Source organism: Actinocrinis sp. (genome assembly GCF_035938995.1).
In the GTDB taxonomy this organism is placed as follows: Bacteria; Actinomycetota; Actinomycetes; order Streptomycetales; family Catenulisporaceae; genus DASZGI01.
Window position 1 is genome coordinate 1 of record NZ_DASZGI010000250.1, and the last position, 23,977, is coordinate 23,977.

The window sequence follows — 23,977 nt, forward strand, 5'->3', positions numbered from 1 at the left end:
GCTTCGAGCCCTGCGATCACGCCCCGGTACTCGGCCACGTTGTTCGTCGCCCGGCCCAGGTACTCCGCCAGCTCCGCGAGCAGTTCGCCGGTGTCAGCGTCGCGCACCACCGCGCCGTAGGAGGCCTCCCCTGGGTTCCCCCGCGACGCGCCGTCGGCCTCGATGATCAGGGTACGCACGTGCCTTACAGCCCCGATTCCTTCGTCCGCACCAGGATCCGGCGGCACGCGTCATGGCGGAGCACGGCGTCCGGCGCCGCGGCCTTGATCGCGTTGATCTCGGAAATGTCGAGCTCCAGCCGACAACCTTCGCAGCGCCGCTGCTTGATCGCCGCCGCCCCTATCCCGCCGTACTGGCCGCGGATTTTCTCGTAGAGCGCCAGCAGGTCGGCCGGGACCTGCCCGGCGAGCGTGTCGCGCTGCTGCTTCGTGAACGCCACGTCCTTGTCGATGCCGTCCACCTCGACGGCCAGCGCCGCGGCCTTGTTCCCCCGCTCGACCTCAGCGGCGTCACGCTGCTTGGTGAGCTCGGCGGTGCGCGCCGCCGCGGACTCGGTGCGCTCCATCACGTCGAGCACGATGTCCTCGAGGTCTGACTGCCGCTTGGCCAGCGACTCCAGCTCGCTCTGCAGCCCGGACAGCTCCTTCGCTCCGGTCGACCCGGAGTCCAGGAGCTTGCGGTCTCGTTCGGCGCGGGCGCGCACCTGGTCAACGTCCGCCTCGGCCTTCTTCTGCTCGCGGGCCAGGTCGGATTCCGCCGTCGCGGCGGCCACGACCAGGTCGCGAAGCTGGCTCGCCCGCGTTTCCAGCGCCGCGACCTCGGACAGCTGCGGCAGGGTGCGGCGGCGGTGCGCCAGCTGGCCCAGCTTCGAGTCGAGCGCCTGCAGGTCGAGCAGCCGCAGCTGGTCGGCGGGCTCCGCGTTCACCGGCGTTTTCTCCCCAATCATGGCGTCGTGCCGGTCGCCCGGCGGTGTGCACCTGCGCTAAGAATCTCAGTGGTCGTACTTCTGCCGCGTGTGGAGCGTCCACGGGTCGGTGACCAGCGTGGAGACGCGGACCTCCACCGTACCGCGCCCGGCCGCCCCGTCCGGCCCCATCCCGTCGAGCGAGGTCGTGAGCAGCGCGGCGGCGTCGGACAGCCACGGCCACTCGGTGGCCCAGTGCGCGACGTCCACCAGCGCGGGTCCGGCGTCCGCGGCGCCGAAACGTCCGGCCTCGATCGCCTCGGACGCCGGGTGGTGCCGAAGATCCGCAGTCACGTACGCGTCGGCGCCGGCCGCGCGTACCGCGGCCAGCAGCTCCCGGTCGTCGCCCGCCCCGCCGCACACCGCGACGAGCCGGATCGACCGGTCGGGATCCCCGGCGACGCGCACCCCGGCGCTCGTGGCAGGCAGCGACGAGGCCACGCGGGTGGCGAATGCGCGCAGCGGTTCCGCCTCGGGCAGCACGGCGAGCCGACCGAGCCCGCGAGCCGGGGCGTCCGGCCGGGGCAGAAGCGGTCCGACAACGGTGAGCCCGAGGGCGCGGGCGAGCGCGTCGGATACGCCGGGGTCGGCGACGTCGGCGTTGGTGTGCGCGGTCAGCAGCGCGACGCCGTGGGTGATCAGCTGGTGCACCGCGCGACCCTTGAACGTGGTGGCGGCGACTCCGTTCACCGGCTTGAGCAGCAGCGGATGGTGGGTGACCAGCAGATCGGCGCCCCACGCGACGGCCTCGTCGACGACGGCCTCGACCGGATCGACGGCGAAGAGCACTCTGCCGACCTCGGCAGCCGGGTCGCCGCAGACCAGGCCGACGGCGTCCCACGGCTCGGCCCAGCGCGGGTCGTATACGGAGTCGAGGATGCGAACCACCTCGGCGAGCGTCGGCATACCCGCAAGGCTATATCGAGGCCGCCGCGATTATCCGGAGCGGAGCGGACAAACTACGCCCCAAATCAGAGCCTTGTGTTTCCGGAGCCACCCGTCGCGGCGCGGTCGGCGTCCGGGCGCAGTCAGATTTCGAGCACCGTGCGGATCGCCGCGCCGGCCCGCATGAGGTCCAGCGCCTCGTCCACCCGCTCGATAGGCAGCCGCGCCGTGACCATCCCCTCGAGATCGAGCCGCCCGGCCCGCCACAGCCGGATCAGCCGGGCGAAGTCCGTCCGCGGATCCCCGCCGCCGTAGAACGAGGTCAGGATGCGCTTGTTGTCCAGGAAGAGCTCCGCCATCGAGAAGCTCACCGTGTCGGATCGGTTGCCCGCGCCGACCACGACCACGGCGCCGCCACGCCTGGTCAGCTTGTATGCCTGTCGCACCGTCTCGCCGCGCCCGACGCACTCGAAGACGTAGTCGAAGCCCCGGCCATCCGTAAGACGGGCGGTTATCTCGGCGGCGCCCTCCGGATCGGTAGCGTGCGTCGCGCCGAACCGCTCGACGGACGCGCGCTTCTCCTCGCTCGGGTCGATGGCCACGATCTCGGCCGCACCGGCGACCCGAGCGCCCTGAATCGCCGCGATGCCGACGCCGCCACATCCGATCACGGCGACGCTCGACCCGGGCACCACACGTGCGGTGTTGAGTACCGCGCCGACGCCCGTGGTCACGCCGCATCCGATCAGCGCTGCGATGTCGAAGGGCACGTCATCGGGGATCGGGACGGCACACTGCCAGGGCACCACGAGCTCCTCAGCGAACGTGCCGGTGCCACACATCCCGTACGCGCTCTCGTCGCCGATGGTGAAGTTCGCGGTCAGTGCCGTCGGAACGAACAGTTCGGCGCAGAGGTTGGCCTCGCCCGCCAGGCATGCAGGGCAGATGCCGCACGGCGGGACCCAGCACACGATGACGCGTCCGCCGACTCGCAATCGGTCCGGAACGTCGGCGCCGACCTCGGCGAGCACACCGGCGCCCTCGTGCCCGAGCACAAACGGCTTTTTATTAGGCAGGATCCCGGCCATCGCCGACAGGTCCGAGTGGCAGACTCCGGCAGCCTTGATCTGAATCCGCACGTCGCTGGGACCGACCGGACGCGTGCCCACGTCGCCCCGGATCTCGGTGCGTTCCTGCCCCGCCTTCCGCACCATCGCAGCTCGCATGCCAGTCACTCTAATGGCGTCTCCCCAACACGGAATCGCTCCCCCATGGCCGCGTGGCCATGGGGAGCGATTCGCTAGCGATGACTTCGTTTGTAAGACGACCGGTCGTCTCAACTCGGATGGCCTGCAACGTCCCGGTCGGCCCAAAACGACCGGTCGTCTCGATTCAGACGCCCATCAGTCCTGGCCGGAATAGAACGACCGGTCGTCTCGATTCAGATGGGCCGCCACATCCCGTCCGATTTGAAACGACCGGTCGTCTTAGTTAGACCAGCTCGGGCTCACGCAGAACGATCGGCTCCAGCTCGACCTCGGTCTCGGCGGTCGCCCCGGCTTCACGGACGGTCGAGGCGGCGGCGCTCTTGCGCACCCGCAGCAGCAGAGGCACGACGGCCGCGCCCAGCCCGAGCGCGCCGGCGACGATGAACGCGGTGTGGTAGGCGGTCACGGTCGGCAGCTCGTGCCCGGCCAGCGGAGTGTGCGCCAGCAGCGCCTGCGGGATGACATTGCCGGTCAGGAGCGCGGTCGCGACCGCGGTGCCCACCGCACCGCCGACCGTCCGCAGCACCGCGTTCATGCCGTTGGCGACGCCGGACTGCTCGACCGGCACGGCACCGTTGATGAACGCGGGCATCGCGGCGTACGCCAAGCCGATCCCGAGACCCATCACACCGCTCGCTGCGTACACGTCCGTCTGCGTCCCGTGCCACGGCGCCAGCGAGAGCAGCGCCAGACCGGTCAGCAGGCCGCCCGCGACCATCGGCACCCTCGGCCCGAACCGCCCGATCAGCCGTGCCCCGATCGGCGCGCCCAGGAAGGAGCCGATCGCGGACGGCAGCAGCAGGATCCCGGCGTGCAGCACGGTCGCACCGAAGCCGTAGCCGACCGCCGACGGGGTCTGGGTGAAGTCGGACAGCAGAGCGAAGGAGGCGTACATGGCGAAGCCGATCAGCATCGCGGACAGGTTCGTCACCGCGACCACCGGCTTGGCCAGCATTCTGACGTCCACCAGCGGGTGCGTGGTCTTCAGCTCGACCAGGACCCAGACGCCCAGCAGCACGGCCGCCGACGCGAACAGCGCGACGATCGAGGTGGCGCCCCATCCCCACCGGGAGCCCTCGCTCACCGCGAGCAGCAGGGTGACCAGCCAGCCGGCCAGCAGCAGCGCACCGAGCGGGTCGGCGCCCCCGGCGCGGTCCACCACCGGGTCCTTGCGCACCGCGAACAGGACGGCGACGAAGGCGAGCGCGGCGATCCCGAGCCCCATCGCGAAGACGTCCCGGTAACCGCCGTGCTGCATGACCAGTCCAGTGGCGACCAAGCCGAGACCCGAGCCGACGCCGAGGGAGGCGGAGACGAGCGCGACGCCGCCGGTGACCTTCTCGCGCGGCAGCTCGTCACGCACGATCGCGATGGACAGCGGCAGCACACCGCCGCCCAGGCCCATAAGCACCCGGCCGACCAGCACGGTGAGGAAGCTGCCGCCGAGCACCGCGAGCAGCGAGCCCGCCACGACGCCGGCGATGGAGAGCAGCAGCATCGGCTTGCGTCCGCGCAGATCGCCGATCCGGCCGAGCAGCGGCGTGAACACTGCCGCGGCCAGCAGGTTCGCGGTCATCATCCAGGCGATGTTGCTCGTGCTGGTGCGGAACTGGCCGGCCAGGTCCGGCAGGATCGGCACGATGCTGGTCTGCACGACGGAGAAGGCGAGCATGGCCAGGGTGAGGGCGCCGAGCAGCGCCCCCGGGCGGGGATGCAGGTCGCGGGCGGGATGCCCGTTCTGGTGGGACATGGCGGCGAACTCCTGTGCGTGTGGTCTGGGCCGAACGCCCGCGTGGCCTCATCGCCACAGGTCGTTCATAAGCAGGATAGTTAAGTTACTGAAGTAACCATGCCCTGGAACCTCCTGGCAGTCAAATATTTCATCTCCTTAACCTTTCAGGTAGCATGGTTCCATGCGCCGCGATCCAGTCACCCGGGAAGTGCTCTCGCTGATCGCCGGCATGTCTACCCGCTTCTACGGCGAATACGACGACGCCGCCGCGGCCCAGGACCTGACCGGTGTGCAGGCGAGGCTGCTCGCCATCGTCGCCGACCGGCCCGTGCCGATGAACCAGATCGCCTCGATGCTCAAGTGCGAGCCGTCGAACATCACCGGACTGGTGGACCGGCTGGCCGCGCGTGGCCTGGTCACCCGCGAGGCGAGCCCGACCGACCGGCGGGTCAAGCTGATCACCGTCACCGAGGAGGGCGCGGAGCTCAGCGCGAAGGTGTGGTCGGCGCTCGACTTCGCCGCCGAACCGCTGGCCGCGCTCAGTCCGCAGGAGCGGCTGACGCTGCGCGACCTGATGCGCCGCATCTCGGCTGACGACCCGTCCGTGCTCGAGGCCGCAGCGAAGCTCGGCGCGACGGCCGTGCAGCCGGAGAGAGCCGGGCAGGGCGCCGAGTAGCCGGACACGAGCTCAGCGCCCGTAGCTCGCCGCGCCTATGCACGTGTCCCACGCTCATTCGACGCGGACGCAGCGGCCAGCGACGGCCTGCGCCGCCGTCACCACCTCCCCGCCCTCTGCCAGGCGCGGAGCCGCCGCCCGTTTGTTACCGCCTGGTAGCATGTGCGCGCGTAGTAACATTCACCATTCGCAGCGGGCACCAGGGAGTCGGACGTGGGTCACGGCGTGCCGTCCGACGCCGGACGTGGCATGAATGCGCAGTTCAGCGCCTCCTCGTTACGTATCGCGCTGCTGAGTTACCGCGGCAACCCGTATTCCGGCGGACAAGGCGTCTACATTCGCAACCTTTCCCGCGAGCTGGTCGCGTTGGGCCACCGCGTCGAGGTGTTCGCCGGGCAGCCCTATCCGATCCTCGATCCCGGCGTCGCCTTCACCCCGCTGCCGAGCCTCGACCTGTACCGCCAGCCGGACCCCTTTCGCACTCCCCGCCCCCGCGAGTACCGCGACCTAATCGACGTCCTCGAGGTGCTCATCATGTGGACGGCGGGCTTCCCCGAACCGGCCACCTTCGCCCTGCGCGCCGCCCGGCATCTGGCGACCCGCCGGGCCGACTTCGACGTCGTCCACGACAACCAGTGCCTCGGGCGCGGCCTGCTCAAGCTGCCGAAGCTGGGCCTCCCGACGCTCGCCACGATCCACCACCCGGTCCAGGTGGACCGCGCCCTGGAGCTCGCCGCGGCCACCGGCCTGCGCCACATCACCCTGCGTCGCTGGTACGGGTTCATCCGGATGCAGGAGCGGGTCGCCCACCGGATACCGGAGATCATCACGGTCTCGTCCTCCTCCGCCGACCAGATCGCGCACTATTTCGGCGTCGCGCCGGAGCGGATCACAGCGATCCCGATCGGCACGGACGTCGAGCGGTTCTCTCCGTCCCCCGCGGTTCCCAAGGTGCCGGGACGGATCGTCACCACCGCCAGCGCGGACACGCCGCTCAAGGGCCTGGCCGTGCTCGTCGAGGCGCTCGCCAAGGTGCGCGCCGAGCACGACCACGCCGAACTGGTGGTCATCGGCAAGACCAAGCCGGACGGTCCGGTCGCGCGCACCATCGACCGCTTCGGGCTGGCGCCGTACATCGACTTCCGGTCCGGGCTGAGCGAAGACGAGCTCGTCGGCCTGCTGCGCTCGGCCGAGATCGCCTGCGTGCCGTCGCTCTACGAGGGTTTCTCGCTGCCCGCGATCGAGGCGATGGCCGTCGGGCTGCCGCTGGTCTCCACCACCGGCGGCGCGATCCCCGAGGTGGCCGGCGCGGACGGGGAGACGACGCTGGCCGTGCCTCCGGGAGAGGCCCCAGCCCTGGCCGCCGCCCTGATCCGGCTCCTGGGCGACCCCGCGCTGCGCGAACGGCTCGGCGCGGCGGGGCGCGAGCGGGCCGTCCGGCGGTTCACCTGGCGCGCCGCTGCGGCCGCGACGGCGGACCGGTACCGTGCACGCATCGCAGCATGCGACAACGCCGGTCCGGACCGGGCGGCGTCCCAACCGGCCGAGGGGATCGTGCCTTGCTGACCGTCGACTTCGACCGCTTCCCGATCAGTCCGGGTGACCGGGCGCTGGACCTGGGCTGCGGCGGCGGGAGGCACGCCTTCGCCCTGTTGCGCAAGGGCGCGCACGTCGTCGCCCTCGACTACTCGATGTCCGAGGTCGAATCGGTCGGCGAGATGTTCGCGGCGATGCGTGAGGCTGGCGAGGTACCGGACGGCGCAACCGCGACGGCGGTGCGCGGCGACGCGTATCGCCTGCCCTTCCCCGACGCCTCCTTCGACGTCGTCGTGGCCGCCGAAGTGCTCGAACACCTGCACGATGACGCCCGGGTGTTCGCCGAGCTCGAGCGCGTCCTCAAGCCCGGCGGCCGGATCGCGGTGACCGTGCCGCGCTGGTTTCCGGAGAAGGTCTGCTGGACCCTGTCGGACGCGTACCACGAGGTCGAAGGCGGTCACATCCGCATTTACCGGCGCAGTGAGGTCCTCGAGCGGCTGCGTGAGGTGAAGCTCGCCCCCTATGCGACGCACCATGCGCACGCCCTACACTCCCCGTATTGGTGGATCAAGTGCGCGGTGGGGGTCGACAACGAGCAGGCGGCGCCGGTGCGCTTGTATCACAAGATGTTGGTCTGGGACATCATGAAGGCGCCCAAGCCGACCCGGGTCGGCGAGGCGCTGCTCAACCCCGTCCTCGGCAAGAGCCTGGTCGTCTACGCGACGAAGCGCGCATGACGGCCGCGCACCTGGCCGCCGCCGGAGTTCTGACGCCTGATCAGATCGCGCGCACGGTGGCCGCAATACGGGCGATCCAGCGCCCGGACGGGGCGATCCCCTGGTTCCACGGCAACAAGCTCGACCCCTGGGACCACGTCGAGGCCGCGATGGCGCTCGACGCCGCCGGAGAGCATGCGGCGGCGCAGCGGGCGTACGACTGGCTCGCCTCCGCACAGAACGCTGACGGCTCGTGGCATGCCTACTACTCCGATAGCGACATATATATAGGTGACGTATCCGAACGCGTGATCGATCCGATCCGGGACACCAACTTCACCGCGTACATAGCCGTCGGTGCTTATCACCGCTATCTCGCCACGGGTGACCGGCAATCGCTCAAAGCGCTCTGGCCCATCGTGGTCGGCGCGATCGAGTTCGTGCTTCAGCACCAACGTTCGGACGGCGCGATCCGGTGGCACCCGGACACCGACGAGGCGCTGCTGACCGGTTCCAGCTCGATGTACCAGGCGCTGCGCTGCGCGATCGCGGCGGCCGCGGAGCTCGGTGAGCCACAGCCGGGCTGGGAACTCGCGGCGGCGGAGCTCGGCCACGCGGTCCGCGCCCACCCTGACCGGTTCATACCTAAGGACCGCTACTCGATGGACTGGTACTACCCGGTCCTCGGCACGGCTGTGCGTGGCCTCGCGGCGCACGAGCGGATCGGCGCCGACTGGGATCGGTTCGTCTATCCCGGCTTCGGGGTGCGGTGCGTCGACGACCACCCCTGGGTCACTGGCGGGGAGACGTGCGAACTGGCGATCGCGCTGTGGGCGACCGGCCGGGTCCCTCAGGCACGCGAGCTGATGAAGGACATCGTCGCGCACCTACGGGATGACGAGGACGGCATGTTCTGGACCGGGTACGTGTTCGCCGACGACGCGATCTGGCCGGAGGAGAAGACCTCGTGGACGGCCGGCGCGGTGCTGCTGGCCCTCGGCGCCCTCGGCGGCGAGCCGGCCACGTGCACTGTGTTCGGCGGAGACGGTCTGCCTGCGGTACTCACGACCGAATGCGCGGCAGAGCGGTGCGTGTCGCTGCGCGGCTGAAGCTAAGGATCGACAGGGCGCCTACACAGCGTCTGCGGCGCCTACTTGAGCAGCGACTCGAGCGCGTTGATTGTGGCATCGGGGTGCAGCGCGTCGACCGAGATCCGGTCCATCGCCCGCGCGTACTGCTCGACCTCGTCGGGCTTCTCGATGTACTGCGCGCCGGTGAGGTGTTCCAGGTAGACCACGTCGGGCAGATCCGCCTCGGCAAAGCGCAGCAGGGTGAACGCGCCGCCCTCCGCCGCGTGCGCGCCGACCGAGTACGGCAGCAGCTGGATGGTCACGTTCGGCCGGCCCGCCTGCTCGATCAGGTAGCGGATCTGAGTGCGCATCACCTCCGAGCCGCCTATCGGGCGGCGCAGCGCGGCCTCGTCGAGCACAACCCACAGCACGGGCCCGTTCTCCCGCTCGAGCGTCTCCTGCCGGCGCATCCGCAGCTCGATGCGGCGGCTCAGCTCCGCGGTGGTCAGTGTCCGGTTGGCCGAGACCACGGCGCTGACGTACTCCGGGCACTGCAACAGGCCGGGGACGAACTGCACCTCATAGGTCCGCACCACCGAAGCGGCCGACTCCAGCCCGACGTAGGCCTCGAACCAGGGCGGTAGGACCTCGCCGAAGCTGTGCCACCAGCCCAGGGTGTTCGCCTCGCGCACCAGGTCCAGGACCTGGTCGCGCTCCTTCTCGTCGAGCACGCCGTAGAAGGTCAGCAGGTCGGCGACGTCGCGTTCCTTGAAGGAGACCTTCCCGGTCTCGAGGCGGCTGATCTTCGATTCCGTGGCGCGGATGTGATAGCCGGCCTCGCGCATCGCGATGCCCTTGGACTCCCGCAGCCGGCGCAGCAGCGAGCCGAGAAGGATCCGGCGCACCGTCGAGCTGTCGCCGACGCCTTCCATCCGCTCCCTCTCCCCACCCGGTCGCAGTCGCCCTGGCGCTGCGTCCGCGCGGCGCCTCTCGCTCGCCAAGACTCTTTTCCCGCCCCTGGTGGCGTCGTGCGCGACGCCTCGCCCGGCGTCGCAGACGCCCGGAGGGACGCCCGATGTCCAGCAAGTCTGCCATCAGGAGGCAGAGAATTGAAGCAGTCACACCTCTTCTTCGGACAACACGGCGTGACACGACGTCACGGGGCGCTACGATGCAAGTGCATCGGCATGCGCTACGTTTGCAGTTGCATCAGCTCTTGCCAATTCCGCTGGATAGGCGAAAGCTGATACACGCCGGTCGGCCCACAGCCCTCGCGATCGATCGGAGTAACACCCACGTGTTAGCCCTGCAGGTCGCACCACCAGCACAGTCGTCGCCTCATCCGCCTCGACCCCACGGACGCCGCCATGTCCATCACCACATCAATGCCTCATGAAGCGGCTCACGCGCAGGCCGGAACCGGCCCGGCCGCGGACCGCGCCACCGGCACAGATCTGCCCGCCGTGCCGGAATCCGCTCGCCTTGCGCGCAGGTTCGCCGCAACCGTGCTGACACAGTGGGGACTGCCCGCGCTGGTCGACGACGTCGATCTGGTGGTCTCCGAGCTGATCACCAACGCGCTGTTGCACGCCCGGTCCAACCGCCAGGGCGGTATCCGGCTCGAGCTGTTGCGCCGGGGAGACAGCCTGGTGTGCCGGGTCTCGGACGGCAGCGCTCTTCCGCCCGCCCCCGAACAGGCCACCGAGACCGCCGAGTCGGGTCGTGGTCTGCTGCTCGTCCAAGCGGTCTCCGCGTCGTGGGGCTGGAGTTACGAGCCGCACGGCAAGGTCGTGTGGGCCGAGTTCGACCTCGACTGAGGCACGGTCGGCCCGCCCTCGCTGTTTGGCCGCGGTGCATTTGCTCGCGTAGCAGAGGGATCCGCGCGGCCGCGCCGCGCAACATGCGCCACGCAGAGTCTGATGGATTGTTCGCGTGGGAGCGGCCCGCATTGGCCCTCCGCGCCGTTGGTGATCGCAGACCGCGGCCAAGCCGCACAACACGCACCACACAGAATCCGAACGAGTAGCTCGGGCAGCAGTGTCATCCCTGACGCGTCGTCGGATGATTTCCGAGCGTATGCCCGCGACGCGCAACGGGCAGTCTGACGGGTAGTCCGCCCGGCAACTCCACCTCTGATGCACCGTCGGGTGTCCACAGCGCGGAGAGATCCGACGAGCAGCTCACGTGCCGCGTCAGACCTCCCATAAGGGCGCCGAGCTCGGATTCCCTTCTCCCGTCACTCTTTCGAGCGAGCTCGTTGACTTCCATACGCGCCGTTCCGGTACTCGCACGCGCTACGGTGTGCCTCACGCGCTTCTACCGTCTCGTGGGCCTCGCTGCCACGCCCTGGCGCACTCCCCTTTCACCACCGAGCAAAAGTCATCAAAGATTCTTTGCGAATGCACGTGCATCAGCACTCGCATCCGCAGTATCGTCTGCATCGGCGGCCGTAGCGCCGACGAGGGCACCTCCAGCCATCCGTGCCGGGGATCCGCCCTGGTCGTCGCAGTCCCCGGCGGCCGTTGAACCACCCGCCCCGCCCGGAAGACCGCGCTGCACCCCCAGAGCGAGTACCCGGCACCACAGGACACAGCGCGGCCCCGGCCGTTGCGGGTCCCATCCCGCAGGCAAAAACACGCTCTTGACGGTTCGCCATAGCGGCGGCGAAAGATCGCGCGACGAGGCGCCTTTCCCCATCGCACGATCTACAGCCGCCATCTAGCCATGACGAACCGTGAAGAGCCGGAAATACCGGGAGCCAATCATGACGATCTCCACCCCCTATAACGGAATGCCAGCCGGCTACGTGGCCGAGAACGCCTGGCGCAAGAGCAGCCACAGCAACTCCCAGGGCAACTGCGTCGAACTGGCCGCCCTGCCGGACGGCTCCGTCGCCGTGCGCAACTCGCGGTTCCCCCACGGTCCCGCGCTGGTGTACACGCGCGCCGAGATCAGCGCCCTGCTCGCCGGGGCGAAGGACGGCGAGTTCGACGACCTCGGCTGATCCTTCAGCCGTACTGCACGACGGGCCGGCCCCGCTCCCCCGGGGCCGGCCGTACCTGCGGATCCGCCCGCCGCGGGCCAGGTGACGCCATTGGCGAGATACATGGACCCGTGCGATCGTGCAAAGTGGACTACCGCCAGATGCGATACGGCGTACCCTTTACGGGATGGCCGGTCCGGGCCGGTTTCGCAGAGATCTGAAGTTGAACGCGGCAGATCGGGGAGGGCCGAGTATGGCCGGCGGACAGTCACCGTGGGACGAGGGTCTGGAGTACCCCGCCGACTGGAGCCCCCCGCGGATCGACACCTCCATGCCGCATCCCAACCGGATGTACAACTACCTGGTCGGCGGCAAGGACCACTTCCAGGCCGACCGGGACGCCGCCGAGCAGCTGGTCAAGGCCCGGCCGGACACCGTCATCACGGTGCGCGCGGTCGAGTCGTTCACCCGGCGCGCGGTGCAGAGGCTCGCCGAGTCCGGCATACGGCAGTTCCTCCAGATGGGCTCGGCGATCACCATCGCCAACAGCAACGACCAGGCGGCCAGCGAGCGGGCCCCGGACACCCGCACGTTCATCTACGTGGCCGACGACCCGATCTCCCTGGCGCACGCCAGGGCCCTGCTGGTCGGCCGGCCCGGCCCGCCCGTCACCGTGATCGGCGGCAACTTCCGCGACCCGGAGAAGATCATGTCCAGCCCGCAGATCGCCGACCGGCTGGACTTTCGCGAGCCGGTCGGACTGCTGCTGTTCGGGATGCTCGACTACATCGCCAACGACCGGCGGGCCAGGCGCGCGCTGGACTTCCTGCTCGACAAGGTGTCGGCGGGCAGTATGGCGGCGCTCTTCCACGTCACCGAGGTCGAATCGGAAGAGGTCAACAACGCCCTCGACGAGGCCCTGGCGCAGGACGAGATCGAGCTGACCCCGCGCACCGCCGAACACGTGCAGGAACTCGTCGCCGGCTACCACTTCATCGACCCCGGACTGGTCCCGATCACCGACTGGCACCCGGACGGCACCGGCCCGGGCCCGGACCTGGCCGAGCGCACCGCGGCGATCGGCGGCGTGATCCTCAAGCAGTAGCCGGAGCAGCGGCGGCGATTCGACGCAGAACCCGCAACGAGCCGACCCCGGACAGCGCGGCGTCTTCGGCGAAGCCACCTGATTCGAGCGCGCGCAGGTAGATGCGGTACGGCGCCTGGCCGCCGTCGGCCGGATCCGGGAACACGTCGTGGATGGCGAGCAGCCCGCCCGGCGCGACGAATCGGGCCCAGCCCTCATAGTCGGCCTGCGCCGCCTCGTCGGTGTGGCCGCCGTCGACGAACACGAATCCGAGCGGGGTGCTCCAGAGCCCGGCCACCTCGGACGAGCGGCCGACGATGAGGACGACGTCGCGCTCGACCCCGGCCGCCGCCAGCGTCCGCCGCGCCCCGGGCAGGGTGTCGATCAGGCCTGATTCCGGGTCGACCAGGCCCGGATCGTGGTACTCCCACCCCCGCTGGTGCTCCTCTGAGCCGCGGTGGTGGTCCACGGTGATCAGCTTTCGCCCGCGCGCCCGAGCCGCGGCCGCCAACAGGATGGCCGATTTACCGAGGTACGTTCCGACCTCGAGCAGCGGGCCGACCTCGGCACCGTCCAGGGCGGCCGCGTACAGGGCGCGGGCCTCGTCATCGGGCATGAACCCGGTGGCCTCGGTGAACGCGGTCCACGCCCGCGTGTCGATCTCGATCGTCCGACTCATGGGGCCCATATTGCCAGGCTGCGCTAGCGTGGCCCGCATGGGAGAGATCGTTCTGCTGCGGCACGGTCAGACCGAGTGGTCCCTGGACGGGCGCCATACCGGCCGTACTGACCTGCCGCTGACCCGGGAGGGCGAGCGGCAGGCGCGCGAGGCGGCGGCGCTGCTCGGCGGACGCAAGATCAGCGCGGCGTGGTCCAGCCCGGCCGAACGGGCGCGGCGCACCGCGGAACTGGCTGGGCTGCCGCTCCAGGGCACCGACCCGGACCTGTGGGAATGGGACTACGGCGGCTACGAGGGCGTCACCACCCACGACATCCAGCGCGACCGGCCCGGCTGGAACCTGTGGACCGACGGGGTGATCCCGGGCGATCCCGACCGCTTCCCCGGCGAGACGGTCGAGCAGGTGGGCGCGCGCTGCGACCGGGTGATCGCGCGGGTGCTGCCGCTGGTCGCCCCCGATTCCGAGACGGCGCTCGACGGAGACGTCGCCCTGGTCGCCCACGGACACGTCCTGCGGATCCTGGCCGCCCGCTGGCTGGGGCAGCCGCCCGGCGACGGCGCGCTGTTCCAACTCGACACCGCCTCCGTCTCGCGGCTCGGCTTCGAACACGGCCGCCCGGTGCTCACCCTGTGGAACGAGATCCTGCGCGAATAACGAACGAGCCGCCGCGCGGATAACGACTGGATATTCCCGCAACCAACCCCCTGTTCGCGTCGTCCCAGGGATGAGAAACCCGATGATGCAGAGCCGATTTCGAGCCGGGGGAAACCAGATGTTCTCGATAGCCCGCGCCGCGGTCGTCAGCGGCGCAGCCCTCGCAGTCGCGGGCGCTGTCGGCGGATGCGCAGCCGCGGCGCACACAAGTCCGGTGGCCGCCGCAAAGGCGCTCACGGCGCCCGCGCCCTCCTCGGCGTCGCCGAGCCCGAACACCAGCACCCCCGCGCCGTCTCCGAGCACTTCGACGCCGAAGACGAGCGCACCCGCCGTAGCCCCGCCGGTGACGAAGACGAGCACGCCTACACCGGCCAGCCCGACTCCACGCTCCGCCGCCCCCTCCCCCGATCCGTGCTCCGCGGCCGCAGTCGCCTGCGTCTCCCTGTCGAGGCAGGAGGCGTGGTTTGTGCACGACGGCCACATCGTCATCGGCCCGATCAGGGTGGCCACCGGGCGGCCGGGCTACGGCACCGAGCTCGGCACCTTCCACGTGTATCGCAAGAACCGCATGTGGCACTCCACCATCTACAACAACGCGCCGATGCCTTGGTCGGTCTTCTTCGACGGCGGCGAAGCGTTCCACGAGGACTCGGTGTACGTCATGTCCCACGGATGTGTACACGTCTCCTCGACCTTCGCGCAGGAGGTGTACGACTTCCTGCAGATCGGCGACGAGGTCCAGGTCGTGCGCTGAGAAGGCTCCCGACGGCGGCGTCAGGGCTCAGCTCGACTTGGTGTTCTTCAGGTGGTGCCCTAGGTAGCCGACGATGACTGCGGCGGTGGGACCGTTGGTGTCGTCGAGGTAGTGCAGCCGGGGCGCGACCTGGCCGGAGTTCCCGATCTTGATATGCGCCCAGAACTCGGCGTATCCGGACTCCGCGACCGCCCTCGGCACGCGGAAGCGCCGCTGCTGCGCCATCCTCGGGTCCTGCCGCACCGTGTCCGACTCCAGCGCGGCCACCTGGGTCGCCGAGTAGATCCGGCCGCCGTGCCGGGAGTCCTCGCAGTAGCTGCGGAACCCGCCGCCGTCCCAGGTGCCCGCGCGCCGGGCCGCCACGTACGCGTCGAGCGCCGAGAGCGCCTCGCGGGCCTTGGCCGCGAAGGTCGCCGCGTCCTTGTGCTGGCCCAGCTGGCGCATCGGCCCCTCCTCCGCGGTGATCAGGAGGTTGGGGAAGTCGCCGAAGGACTCGATGAGCAGGTCGAACGGGCTCTGTTCCGGTTCGGCGGACCCGGCCGCCTCCGCGGCGCGCTCGGCCACCCGCCCCGCCGGGACGTAGTCGGGCACCTGCACGCCGGCCAGCCGCCGGTTCTCCGCGGCGCACGCCCGCTGCTCCTCGTTGGCCCGGAACAGCGCGTCGCCCACGCCGACCAGCGGCTCGGGCAGCGGGGCGGCGGCGGTCGCGGCCCGGATGCGGTGGGTCAGGATCGCCTGCACCGCGTCCATCTCGTACTCGAGCCGCTCGCCCTTGAGCACCGGGTGCCGCTCGCCGTCCTCACGCGAGGCCGGATCCACCAGCGGGTGGAAGGTGCGCAGCGCGGCGGTGGTCCAGTGGTATTCGAACTCGTTGTTGAGCTTGCGCCCGGCTTCCTCGTCCAGAAGATAAAGCGAGGCGATCCCGTGCAGGTACCGGGTCGCCTCGCTGAACTTCTCCCGCCACAGGGCGGTCTTATCACCGTCGCCGGGAACGGCCACCACCGCGGGCATCCGTCGCCCAGGATCACAGAGCACGTTGATCAGATCGTCCACGTCCCGCACGCCCATCGGCTGCGGGCAGGTGGTCAGCCGCGCCGGGCCGTCGGTCGCGGTCACCGAGTCCAGGAGCAGGCCGGTCAGGTCGGGAGTGCGCACCCGGACGTCTATGTGCGCGGCCGGATCGGAGCCGCGGGCCGAGACCTCGATGAGGAAGTAGCCGTGCTCGCGCAGCTCCTTGTCCGGGCGGCGGGAGAGCGAGACGAAGGTGAGCGAGGTGTACCAGTGCACCCCCGCGCGCGGCGCCTCCTTCAGCCGGTAACGCACCGCTTTGAACCGGCCCGGCTCGGCGGCCTCGGTCGTGGTGAGCACGGCGCCCGCGCCGACCCGGAAGCGTCCGGGCCCGCAGTCGTCGCCGGCCGGGAAGCCGGGCTCGAAGCCCTCGCGGGCGAGCCACGTGGCGAACCGGTCAGCGGCGATCTCGGGGCCGCGGTTGGCCTCCTTCCAATCGACGCCGAACACCGACCGGTAACCGATCCACACCGCGCATCCCTCCCTCCGCCGCGGACATGATCCTTCCGACTCGATAGGTACATACCCGATGGCGTCACCGGGACGCCACCTTTTGTCCAGGGTACGACCGGGAATATCCCATCAGATGCCCGCATGTTCACTCGATCGAGGGATCGCCGCTCTTCACTGACACGGCAGCGAAGCAGGCACTGAACGCCCTCGGGCCGGCTCCGCGACGAACGGAGCCGGCCCGAGGGCGGAAAAGTGTTGTCTACCGATGGCCGCTCAGAGCGGGATGTTGCCGTGCTGACCGCGCAACTGCGGCGCGGCCACGATCGCGGCGGCCAGCGCGCGGCGGGTCGCGGAGGGCTCGACCACCTCGTCCACGACGCCGATGTCGATCGCCTTCTTCAGGCCGCCGGCCATCTTCTCGTGCTCCGCGGCCAGCTCCAGCTCCAGCTGCGGGCGCAGGTCTTCGGAGACCTCGGCCAGTTTGCGCCGGTGCAGGATGCGCACCGCCGCCACCGGGCCCATGACCGCCAGCTCTGCGGTCGGCCAGGCGAAGACCCGCGTGGCGCCGAGCGAGCGCGAGTTCATCGCGATGTAGGCGCCGCCGTAGGTCTTACGCGTCACCAGGGTCACCCGCGGGACGACGGCCTCGGCGAACGCGTGCAGCAGCTTGGCGCCGCGGCGCACGACGCCGTCCCACTCCTGGCCCACCCCGGGCAGGTACCCCGGCACGTCGACCAGGACCACCAACGGCACGCCGAACGCGTCGCACATGCGCACGAACCGCGAGGCCTTCTCCGCCGACGTCGAGTCCAGGCAGCCGCCCAGCCGCAGCGGGTTGTTCGCGATGACGCCGACCGTGCGCCCGCCGAAGCGGCCCAGCGTGGTCACGATGTTCGGCGCCCACTTGGGGTGCAGCTCCACGCCCGGCTCGTCCAGCACGCCGTTCACCAGCGGGTGCACGTCGTAGGCGCGTTTCGGCGACTCCGGCAGCAGCCCGGCCAGGTCCCGCTCCTCGAGCGAGTCGAGGTCCATCACGCCCTGCTCGCCCAGCAGCGAGGTCAGCCGCCGCGCGCTGGCGAACGCCTCGTCGTCGGTGTGCGTGATCACGTGCACCACGCCGGAGCGCCGGCCGTGCGGCTCGGCGCCGCCGAGCCGGTCCATGTCCACGGCCTCGCCGGTGACCGACCGCACCACGTCGGGCCCGGTGACGAACACCCGCCCGGCCGGGCCGAGGATCACGATGTCGGTGAGCGCCGGGCCGTACGCGGCGCCGCCGGCGGCCGGTCCGAGCACCACGGAGATCTGCGGGATCTTGCCGGAGGCCCGGGTCATGATCGCGAAGACCTGGCCGACCGCGTGCAGCGAGAGCACACCCTCGGCCAGCCGCGCGCCGCCGGAGTGGTAGAGCCCGATCACCGGCACCTCGTCGGCCAGCGCCTTCTCGTACGCGACGAGGATCGCCTTGCAGCCCTCGTAGCCCATCGCCCCGCCCTGGATCGTCGGGTCGGACGCGTAGGACACCGCGCGGGCGCCGCCCACCAAGCCCTGGGCAGCCACGAAACCGGAGCCGTCGAACGGGGTCAGCAACTCGTACGCGCCGCCGTCGAAAAGCCTGGCCAGCCGCTTGAGCGGGTTGCGCGGATCGTCGGCGCGCGAGGGCTTGGCCGGCTTCGTCGCCGCGGCCGCTGGCGCCTCGGTGGTCGCGGTCATCGTCAGCCTCCTGCAATCAGTGGTCAGACCCGGCGCAGCGCGAGCACCACGTTGTGGCCGCCGAACCCGAAGGAGTTGTTGAGCACCACGGCCGGCCCGTCGGCGGTCTCGGCCGGCAGCGGACGCGGCTCGCGGCGCACGATGTCGAGGGTGACCTCGTCGTCGAGGTCGTCGAGGTTGGCGGTCGGCGGGGCGATCAGCTCGTACAGCGCCAGCACCGCGAACACCGTCTCGACCCCGCCCGCGCCGCCGAGCAGGTGCCCGGTCATCGACTTGGTGCTGGAGATCGCGACCTTCTCGGCCGCGTCCCCGAGCGCGGTGCGCAGCGCGGCCAGCTCCGCGACGTCGCCGAGCGGCGTCGAGGTGGCGTGCGCGTTGAGGTGCACGATCTGGCCGGGCGCGATCCCGCCGTCGTCCAGCGCGTGCCGCAGCGCCGCGCTGATGCCGCGTCCGGTCGGCTCCGGCTGCGCGATGTCGTGCGAGTCGGCGGACAGGCCGACGGCGGCGAGCTCGGCGTACACGCGGGCGCCGCGGGCGGCGGCGTGCTCGGCCGACTCCAGCACCACGATCCCGGCGCCCTCGCCCAGCACGAACCCGTCGCGGGCCTTGTCGTACGGCCGGGAGGCGCGCTCCGGCTCCTCGTTGTTCTTCGACATCGCCATCATGTTCGCGAATCCGGCGATGGGCAGCGGGTGGATCGGGGCCTCGGTGCCGCCGGCCACCACGATGTCGGCGCGGCCGCTGCGGATCATCTCCAGCGCGTAGCCGATCGCCTCGGAGCCGGTGGCACAGGCGGAGACGGGGGTGTGCACGCCCGCCCGGGCGCCGAACTCCAGCCCGACGTACGCGGCCGGACTGTTCGGCATGAGCATGGGGACGGTGCGCGGGGAGACCTGCCGCGCGCCCTTGGCCTTGAGCACGTCGTACGAGTCGAGCAGCGTGATCACGCCGCCGATGCCCGAACCGACGACCACGCCGAGCCGGTCCGGGTCGACCTCGACGCCCTCGAGCCCGGCGTCCTTCCAGGCCTCGCGGGCGGCGATCAGGGCGAACTGGGCCGAGCGGTCCAGCCGGCGGCGCTCCACCGGCTTCATCACCTCGCTCGGCTCGACCGCGACCCGGGCGGCGATGCGCACGGGCAGGTCCGCGGCCCACTCCTCGGTCAGCGCGCGGACTCCGGAGCGCCCGGCGAGCAGAGCCTGCCACGACGAGGCCACGTCGCCGCCGAGCGGCGTGGTGGCGCCGAGCCCGGTGACGACCACGGCCCGGCGGGATGCCGAGTGCTGAGTTGACGCTGACGACACTTTAGATGGCCACCTTCTCAAGGAGTAGCGAGGATGTCGGGCCGAAGCGCCGCGAGTGCCCGGCACCGCCCGCGGCCGCGGGGCCGCGGCACGGACCGAGCACTCGGCGGCGGGTCACGACTCGGCGTGGGTGAGGATGTAGCTGACCGCGTCGCCGACCGTCGCGAGGTTCTTGACCTCGTCGTCCGGGATCTTGACGTCGAACTTCTCCTCGGCGGCGACGACGACCTCGACCATGCTGAGCGAGTCGACGTCGAGGTCGCCGATGAACGACTTGTCCAGCTGGACGTCCTCGACCTCGACGCCGGCGACTTCGTTCACGATCTCGGCGAGGCCGGTGAGAACCTCATCCTGGCTCAGTGCCATGGGGTAGACCCTTCTCGGTTTCTGGGATGGGGGGCGGTGCGGGCCGGACGGCCCTACCGGGTTCGGAACCTAGGGCAGAGTACATTCACGGCAGGACCACGACCTGCGCGGCATACACGAGACCCGCTCCGAATCCGATCAGCAGCGCGACACCCCCGTGCGGGGCCTCGCCCTCCTCGAGCATGCGCTCCATCGCCAGCGGGATGGAGGCGGCCGACGTGTTGCCGGTCTTGGCGATGTCGCGGGCCACGGGCACGTGCGCGGGCAGCTTCAGGGCCTTGATCATCGCGTCGGTGATGCGGTTGTTGGCCTGATGCGGGATGAAGGCGTCCAGGTCGTCCGCGGTGATGCCGGCCCGCTCGAGCGCCTTCTTGGCGACCGGCACCATCTGGTACGAGGCCCAGCGGAAGACCTGCTGGCCGGACATCCGCAGCGCCGGGAAGCCGGCGTCCGGCTCGTCGCGCAGCCGGCTCCAGTCGAAGGTCTGGCCGATCGCGTCGTACTGCGAGCCGTCCGCGCCCCACACCACCGGGCCGATGCCCGGGGTCTGCGACGGCCCGACCACGGCCGCGCCCGCACCGTCGCCGAAGATGAAGGCGGTGGAGCGGTCGTTCATGTCGGTCAGGTCGGAGAGCCGCTCGACGCCGATGACGAGCACGTATTCGGCCGAGCCGCCGCGGACCATGTCCTGGGCGAGGGCCAGGCCGTGGCAGAAGCCGGCGCACGCGGCCGAGATGTCGAAGGCGGCGGCGTTCACCGCGCCGAGCTGGTTGGCCACGTCCGCGGCGAGCGACGGGGTCTGCGACAGGTGGGTGACCGTGGAGATGATCACACAGCCGAGCTGCTCGGCCTCCACCCCGGCGGCGGCCAGCGCCTTGCCGGCCGCGGCGATCGACATGACGCCGACGGTCTCCTCGGCGGTGGCCCAGCGCCGCTCCTCGATGCCGGTGCGGGAGCGGATCCACTCGTCGGTGGAGTCGATCACCTGGCAGATCTGCTCGTTGGTGATGACCCGGGAGGGGCGGTATCCGCCGGTGCCGAGGATGCGGGCGTGCTCCGCGCCGGCGGGCGACTGGATCGTCTTCGACATGGTCAGTGGGCCTCGCCCTTCGGGTGGATGCGCAGCAGCGGCTGGCCGGGGGCGACCGGGTCGCCGTCCTCGACGAGCCATTCGAGGACGGTGCCGCCGTGCTCGGCGACGAGGGTCTGCTCGGCGCGGCGCGAGACCACGGCGCAGACCTCGGTGCCCGGAGCCAGCTGCGTGCCGGGCTCGATCGGGTCGCCGCCGGGAACGCCGACGCGCACGGTGCCGGAGAACGGGGCGACGATCAGGCGCCAGGTCGGGGAGTTGGCCATCGAGTGGCCGGCGACACCGTGCCGGGCCACGAAGGCGCGCGCGGCGTCGAGGTCGTCCGGGGTCTTGAGGGCGAAGGTCTCCACGCCCGGCAGCGCCCGCTTGACCAAGCCGGTCAGCGTGCCGGCCGGCGGCACCTCGAGCACGCCGGTCACCCCGAGCTCGCCCATCGTCTGCATGCACAGATCCCACCGCACCGGGCTCGCGACCTGCTGTACCAGTCGCTCGACGAGCTCGCGGCCGGAGTGCACCACGGCGCCGTCGCGGTTGGAGATGTACGGGATGCGCGGGTCGCGGGCCGGGACGCCGCGGGCGAGCAGCGCCATCCGGTCCACCGCGGAGTCCATGTGCTTGGTGTGGAACGCCCCGGCCACGGACAGCGCGCGCAGCCGGGCCTTCGCGGGCGGATCGGCGTGGAAGGCGGCCAGCTGCTCGACGGTGCCGGCGGCGACGATCTGTCCGGCGCCGTTGTCGTTCGCGGCGGTCAGGCCGTACTCGGCGATCTTCGCCAGCACCTCGTCGCGGTCGCCGCCCAGGATCGCGGTCATCGAGGTCTCGGTGACCGCGGCGGCCTCGGCCATCGCCCGGCCGCGCTCGCGCACCAGCGTCATGGCCGATTCGACGGTGATCGCGCCGGTGCCGGCCGCGGCGGTCAGCTCGCCGACCGAGTGCCCGGCGGCGGCGCCCACGACGCGGTAGGCCTCGGCGGGGTGCGGGAAGAGGGCGAGGGCGGCGACCACTCCAGAGGCGACGAGAAGCGGCTGCGCGATCGCGGTGTCCCGGATGGTGTCGGCGTCCGCCTCGGTGCCGTAGTGCACCAGGTCGAGGTCGGCCACGGCGGACCACCAGGCGAGGCGGTCGGCTACGCCGGGCAGGTCGAGCCAGGGCGCGAGGAAGCCGGGGGACTGGGCCCCTTGGCCGGGAGCGACGAGTACGAGCACCCTTCCATCTTCCGGGGAACCGCCCCCCGGATGGCGCTGGGCACAGCGACGAAGATGCAACCCGCGATCTTGTAGGAATCCTACAAAGGCTTGGCGGGCTCGGCGAGTCGTCCCAGCACGAGCGCCACTTGGAGCGTGAAAGCGGAGCGCGCCTGAGCGGGCGTCAAGCCTGTGATGTCGGTCACCCGTCTAAGCCGGTAGCGCACGGTGTTCGGGTGCACGAAGAGGATCCGCGCGGCGGCCTCGAGGGATGCGGCCTGCTCCAGATAAACCGACAATGTCTCGAGCAGCGCCGACCCGGCTTCGGCCAGCGGCCTGTAGATCTCCTCCACCAGCACGATGCGCGCGACCTCGTCCCCGGCCAGCGCCCGCTCGGGCAGCAGGTCGTCGGCGGACACCGGGCGCGGGGCGTCCGGCCAGGCCGCGCAGGCGTGCAGTCCGGACAGCGCGGCGCCGGCGGACCGGGAGGCGGCCGTCAGGTCGCTGACGATCGGGCCGACCACGACGGGCCCGGCGCCGAACTGCCCGGCCAGTGGGCGCACGGCGGCGGGCGGGTCGCCGTCCACGCCGCCGACGATCGCGATCAGCCGGTCGCCCTGCACCCCGGCGAGCACGGCCAGCTTGGCGTGCCGGCCGGCCCGGTGCATCGCGTCGACCACCGCCTCGGCGTCGTCCTGGGGGGCGGTGCCGACGATGACCACGATGTCGCTGTGGGCGCCCCAGCCGAGCGCGGCGGCGCGGGAGCGGACCGCGTCGTCCGCCTCGCCGCGCAGCAGCGCGTCCACGACCAGGGCCTCGAGCCGGGCGTCCCAGGCGCCGCGCAGCTCGGCGGCCTGCGCGTAGACCTGGGCGGTGGCGAAGGCGATCTCCCGGGAGTAGCGCAGCATGCCCTCGCGCAGCATGTGCTCTTCTTCCTCGTTCTCGGCCAGTTCGGGGATGCGGTCCTCGACCACTTCTATGGTGGTGCGCACCATCTGCACGGTCTGCTGGAGGGTGACGGCCCTGGTCAGCTCGCGCGGCGCGGTGCCGAAGACGTCGGCGGAGACGGCGGCCCGCTGGTCGGGGTGGCGGTACCACTCGGTGAAGGCGGCGATCCCGGCCTGCGCGACGAGCCCGACCCACGAGCGGTTCTCCGGCGGCATGTTGCGGTACCAGGCGAACTTTTGTTCCATCCGCCCGATGGCCGCGTTGGCCAGGGACCCGGTGGCCTTCTCGAGGCGGCGTACCGTGGCCGACCGGCTGGCACTCGCCCGCCGCGTGGCGGACGCGGTCCGTTTCTGGCTCGGCTCGCTCATTTCCGTCACAGGCTCTACTTTGGCACGCCGCGCGACCGGGTACGGTCTTGCGGGTGGAAGAGGAAGTGGAAGCGGCAAGCGTGAGGGAGCCCGTCGCCCCGACGGGCGAGCCGGCCCGGCCGCGGGTGCGGCTCGACCCGATGACGGCGGCGGAGTTCGGCCGCTATCTGGAGCCGGCGATCCGCGAGTACGCGCACCAGAAGGTGCTCTCGGGCGACTGGGAGCCGCACGAAGCGGTGGAGCTGTCCCGAGCCGACCATGCGCAGCTGCTCCCGGACGGTCTGGCGACACCGGACCAGTTGCTGTTCACGGTGCGCGACGAGGCGACGGAGCAGCCCGTCGGCGTCCTGTGGCTGGTGCTGCGGATGCGGGCTGTCAAGGTGGAGGCGTACGTCTACGACCTGGTGGTCGCCGAAGAGGTGCGCGGGCGCGGCTATGGCCGGGCGACGATGCTCGCCTGCTTGGATGCGGCGCGGAAGCTGGG

General features: G+C 71.0%; 24 protein-coding genes. 10 read left to right on the plus strand and 14 right to left on the minus strand.

Going from position 1 to position 23,977, the window contains the following annotated elements; all coding sequences use genetic code 11:
• The 5 genes from VGZ32_RS17380 to VGZ32_RS17400 form a co-directional block, all read right to left on the minus strand.
• Positions 1-179: reverse transcriptase-like protein (locus tag VGZ32_RS17380; RefSeq protein ID WP_349263638.1), on the minus strand; the 179-nt coding region annotated here is incomplete at its 3' end.
• Between the two features lie 5 nt (positions 180-184).
• Entirely contained in the window at positions 185-925 is a 741-nt protein-coding gene (locus VGZ32_RS17385; protein ID WP_326887110.1) for a zinc ribbon domain-containing protein, read from the minus strand.
• 66 nt (positions 926-991) lie between these two features.
• Positions 992-1,870, minus strand: coding sequence for a Nif3-like dinuclear metal center hexameric protein (locus tag VGZ32_RS17390; protein ID WP_326887111.1), 879 nt, complete (start codon positions 1,868-1,870; stop codon positions 992-994).
• 122 nt (positions 1,871-1,992) lie between these two features.
• Positions 1,993-3,075: a Zn-dependent alcohol dehydrogenase gene (locus VGZ32_RS17395; protein WP_326887112.1), complete on the minus strand. Its 1,083-nt coding sequence runs from the start codon at positions 3,073-3,075 to the stop codon at positions 1,993-1,995.
• Positions 3,076-3,340: 265 nt separating this feature from the next.
• Positions 3,341-4,867 (minus strand): MFS transporter, encoded by a 1,527-nt coding sequence (locus VGZ32_RS17400; protein ID WP_326887113.1) that lies wholly within the window; start codon positions 4,865-4,867, stop codon positions 3,341-3,343.
• 163 nt (positions 4,868-5,030) lie between these two features.
• Here VGZ32_RS17400 and VGZ32_RS17405 point away from each other — a divergent pair, with 163 nt between their 5' ends.
• The 4 genes from VGZ32_RS17405 (at position 5,031) to VGZ32_RS17420 (ending at position 8,886) form a co-directional block, all read left to right on the plus strand.
• Positions 5,031-5,525, plus strand: a complete 495-nt coding sequence (locus tag VGZ32_RS17405) for a MarR family winged helix-turn-helix transcriptional regulator (RefSeq protein WP_326887114.1) — start codon at positions 5,031-5,033, stop codon at positions 5,523-5,525.
• Between the two features lie 249 nt (positions 5,526-5,774).
• Positions 5,775-7,091 (plus strand): glycosyltransferase family 4 protein, encoded by a 1,317-nt coding sequence (locus VGZ32_RS17410; protein WP_349263639.1) that lies wholly within the window; start codon positions 5,775-5,777, stop codon positions 7,089-7,091.
• On the plus strand, positions 7,085-7,798 hold the full coding sequence (locus tag VGZ32_RS17415; protein ID WP_326887116.1) for a class I SAM-dependent methyltransferase: 714 nt from the start codon (positions 7,085-7,087) through the stop codon (positions 7,796-7,798). The genes VGZ32_RS17410 and VGZ32_RS17415 overlap by 7 nt, the downstream gene beginning before the upstream one ends.
• The gene (locus VGZ32_RS17420) at positions 7,795-8,886 is read left to right on the plus strand and encodes a prenyltransferase (protein ID WP_326887117.1); all 1,092 of its coding nucleotides are present in this window, start codon (positions 7,795-7,797) and stop codon (positions 8,884-8,886) included. The genes VGZ32_RS17415 and VGZ32_RS17420 overlap by 4 nt, the downstream gene beginning before the upstream one ends.
• Before the next feature lie 41 nt (positions 8,887-8,927).
• On the opposite strand, the gene VGZ32_RS17425 is transcribed toward VGZ32_RS17420, so the two are convergent.
• On the minus strand, positions 8,928-9,779 hold the full coding sequence (locus VGZ32_RS17425) for a DUF5753 domain-containing protein (protein WP_326887118.1): 852 nt from the start codon (positions 9,777-9,779) through the stop codon (positions 8,928-8,930).
• 435 nt (positions 9,780-10,214) lie between these two features.
• Here VGZ32_RS17425 and VGZ32_RS17430 point away from each other — a divergent pair, with 435 nt between their 5' ends.
• The 3 genes from VGZ32_RS17430 to VGZ32_RS17440 all read left to right on the plus strand — a co-directional run bounded on the left by VGZ32_RS17430 (position 10,215) and on the right by VGZ32_RS17440 (position 12,935).
• Positions 10,215-10,664 carry an ATP-binding protein gene (locus tag VGZ32_RS17430; RefSeq protein WP_326887119.1) on the plus strand — a complete coding sequence of 150 codons (450 nt, stop codon included), beginning with the start codon at positions 10,215-10,217 and terminating at the stop codon, positions 10,662-10,664.
• 947 nt (positions 10,665-11,611) lie between these two features.
• The gene (locus VGZ32_RS17435; protein ID WP_326887120.1) at positions 11,612-11,851 is read left to right on the plus strand and encodes a DUF397 domain-containing protein; all 240 of its coding nucleotides are present in this window, start codon (positions 11,612-11,614) and stop codon (positions 11,849-11,851) included.
• Positions 11,852-12,083: 232 nt separating this feature from the next.
• Positions 12,084-12,935 (plus strand): SAM-dependent methyltransferase, encoded by an 852-nt coding sequence (locus tag VGZ32_RS17440; RefSeq protein WP_326887121.1) that lies wholly within the window; start codon positions 12,084-12,086, stop codon positions 12,933-12,935.
• On the opposite strand, the gene VGZ32_RS17445 is transcribed toward VGZ32_RS17440, so the two are convergent.
• Positions 12,925-13,593 carry a class I SAM-dependent methyltransferase gene (locus tag VGZ32_RS17445; protein WP_326887122.1) on the minus strand — a complete coding sequence of 223 codons (669 nt, stop codon included), beginning with the start codon at positions 13,591-13,593 and terminating at the stop codon, positions 12,925-12,927. The two genes, VGZ32_RS17440 and VGZ32_RS17445, sit on opposite strands and share 11 nt — an antisense overlap.
• 37 nt (positions 13,594-13,630) lie before the next feature.
• Here VGZ32_RS17445 and VGZ32_RS17450 point away from each other — a divergent pair, with 37 nt between their 5' ends.
• Both VGZ32_RS17450 and VGZ32_RS17455 read left to right on the plus strand, forming a co-directional pair.
• Complete coding sequence (locus tag VGZ32_RS17450) at positions 13,631-14,248, plus strand: histidine phosphatase family protein (RefSeq protein WP_326887123.1); 618 nt, start codon at positions 13,631-13,633, stop codon at positions 14,246-14,248.
• Between the two features lie 118 nt (positions 14,249-14,366).
• Positions 14,367-15,002 carry a L,D-transpeptidase gene (locus tag VGZ32_RS17455; protein WP_326887124.1) on the plus strand — a complete coding sequence of 212 codons (636 nt, stop codon included), beginning with the start codon at positions 14,367-14,369 and terminating at the stop codon, positions 15,000-15,002.
• Positions 15,003-15,029: 27 nt separating this feature from the next.
• Here VGZ32_RS17455 and VGZ32_RS17460 read toward each other — a convergent pair whose 3' ends face one another.
• From VGZ32_RS17460 to VGZ32_RS17490, 7 genes are all read right to left on the minus strand, one after another.
• A complete protein-coding gene (locus VGZ32_RS17460; protein ID WP_326887125.1) occupies positions 15,030-16,541 on the minus strand; it encodes a hypothetical protein in 1,512 nt (503 codons plus the stop codon).
• Positions 16,542-16,796: 255 nt separating this feature from the next.
• Positions 16,797-18,233 carry an acyl-CoA carboxylase subunit beta gene (locus tag VGZ32_RS17465; protein WP_326887126.1) on the minus strand — a complete coding sequence of 479 codons (1,437 nt, stop codon included), beginning with the start codon at positions 18,231-18,233 and terminating at the stop codon, positions 16,797-16,799.
• A 23-nt stretch (positions 18,234-18,256) separates the two neighbouring features.
• Complete coding sequence (gene fabF, locus VGZ32_RS17470; protein WP_326887127.1) at positions 18,257-19,537, minus strand: beta-ketoacyl-ACP synthase II; 1,281 nt, start codon at positions 19,535-19,537, stop codon at positions 18,257-18,259.
• A gap of 114 nt (positions 19,538-19,651) precedes the next feature.
• Entirely contained in the window at positions 19,652-19,903 is a 252-nt protein-coding gene (locus VGZ32_RS17475) for an acyl carrier protein (RefSeq protein WP_326887130.1), read from the minus strand.
• A gap of 85 nt (positions 19,904-19,988) precedes the next feature.
• The gene (locus tag VGZ32_RS17480) at positions 19,989-20,993 is read right to left on the minus strand and encodes a beta-ketoacyl-ACP synthase III (protein WP_326887131.1); all 1,005 of its coding nucleotides are present in this window, start codon (positions 20,991-20,993) and stop codon (positions 19,989-19,991) included.
• 2 nt (positions 20,994-20,995) lie between these two features.
• Positions 20,996-22,198, minus strand: a complete 1,203-nt coding sequence (locus VGZ32_RS17485) for an acyltransferase domain-containing protein (protein WP_326887132.1) — start codon at positions 22,196-22,198, stop codon at positions 20,996-20,998.
• A gap of 80 nt (positions 22,199-22,278) precedes the next feature.
• Positions 22,279-23,493, minus strand: coding sequence for a helix-turn-helix domain-containing protein (locus VGZ32_RS17490; RefSeq protein WP_326887133.1), 1,215 nt, complete (start codon positions 23,491-23,493; stop codon positions 22,279-22,281).
• A 53-nt stretch (positions 23,494-23,546) separates the two neighbouring features.
• Here VGZ32_RS17490 and VGZ32_RS17495 point away from each other — a divergent pair.
• Positions 23,547-23,977 (plus strand): GNAT family N-acetyltransferase (locus tag VGZ32_RS17495; protein WP_326887134.1); only part of this gene is annotated, 431 nt, incomplete at its 3' end.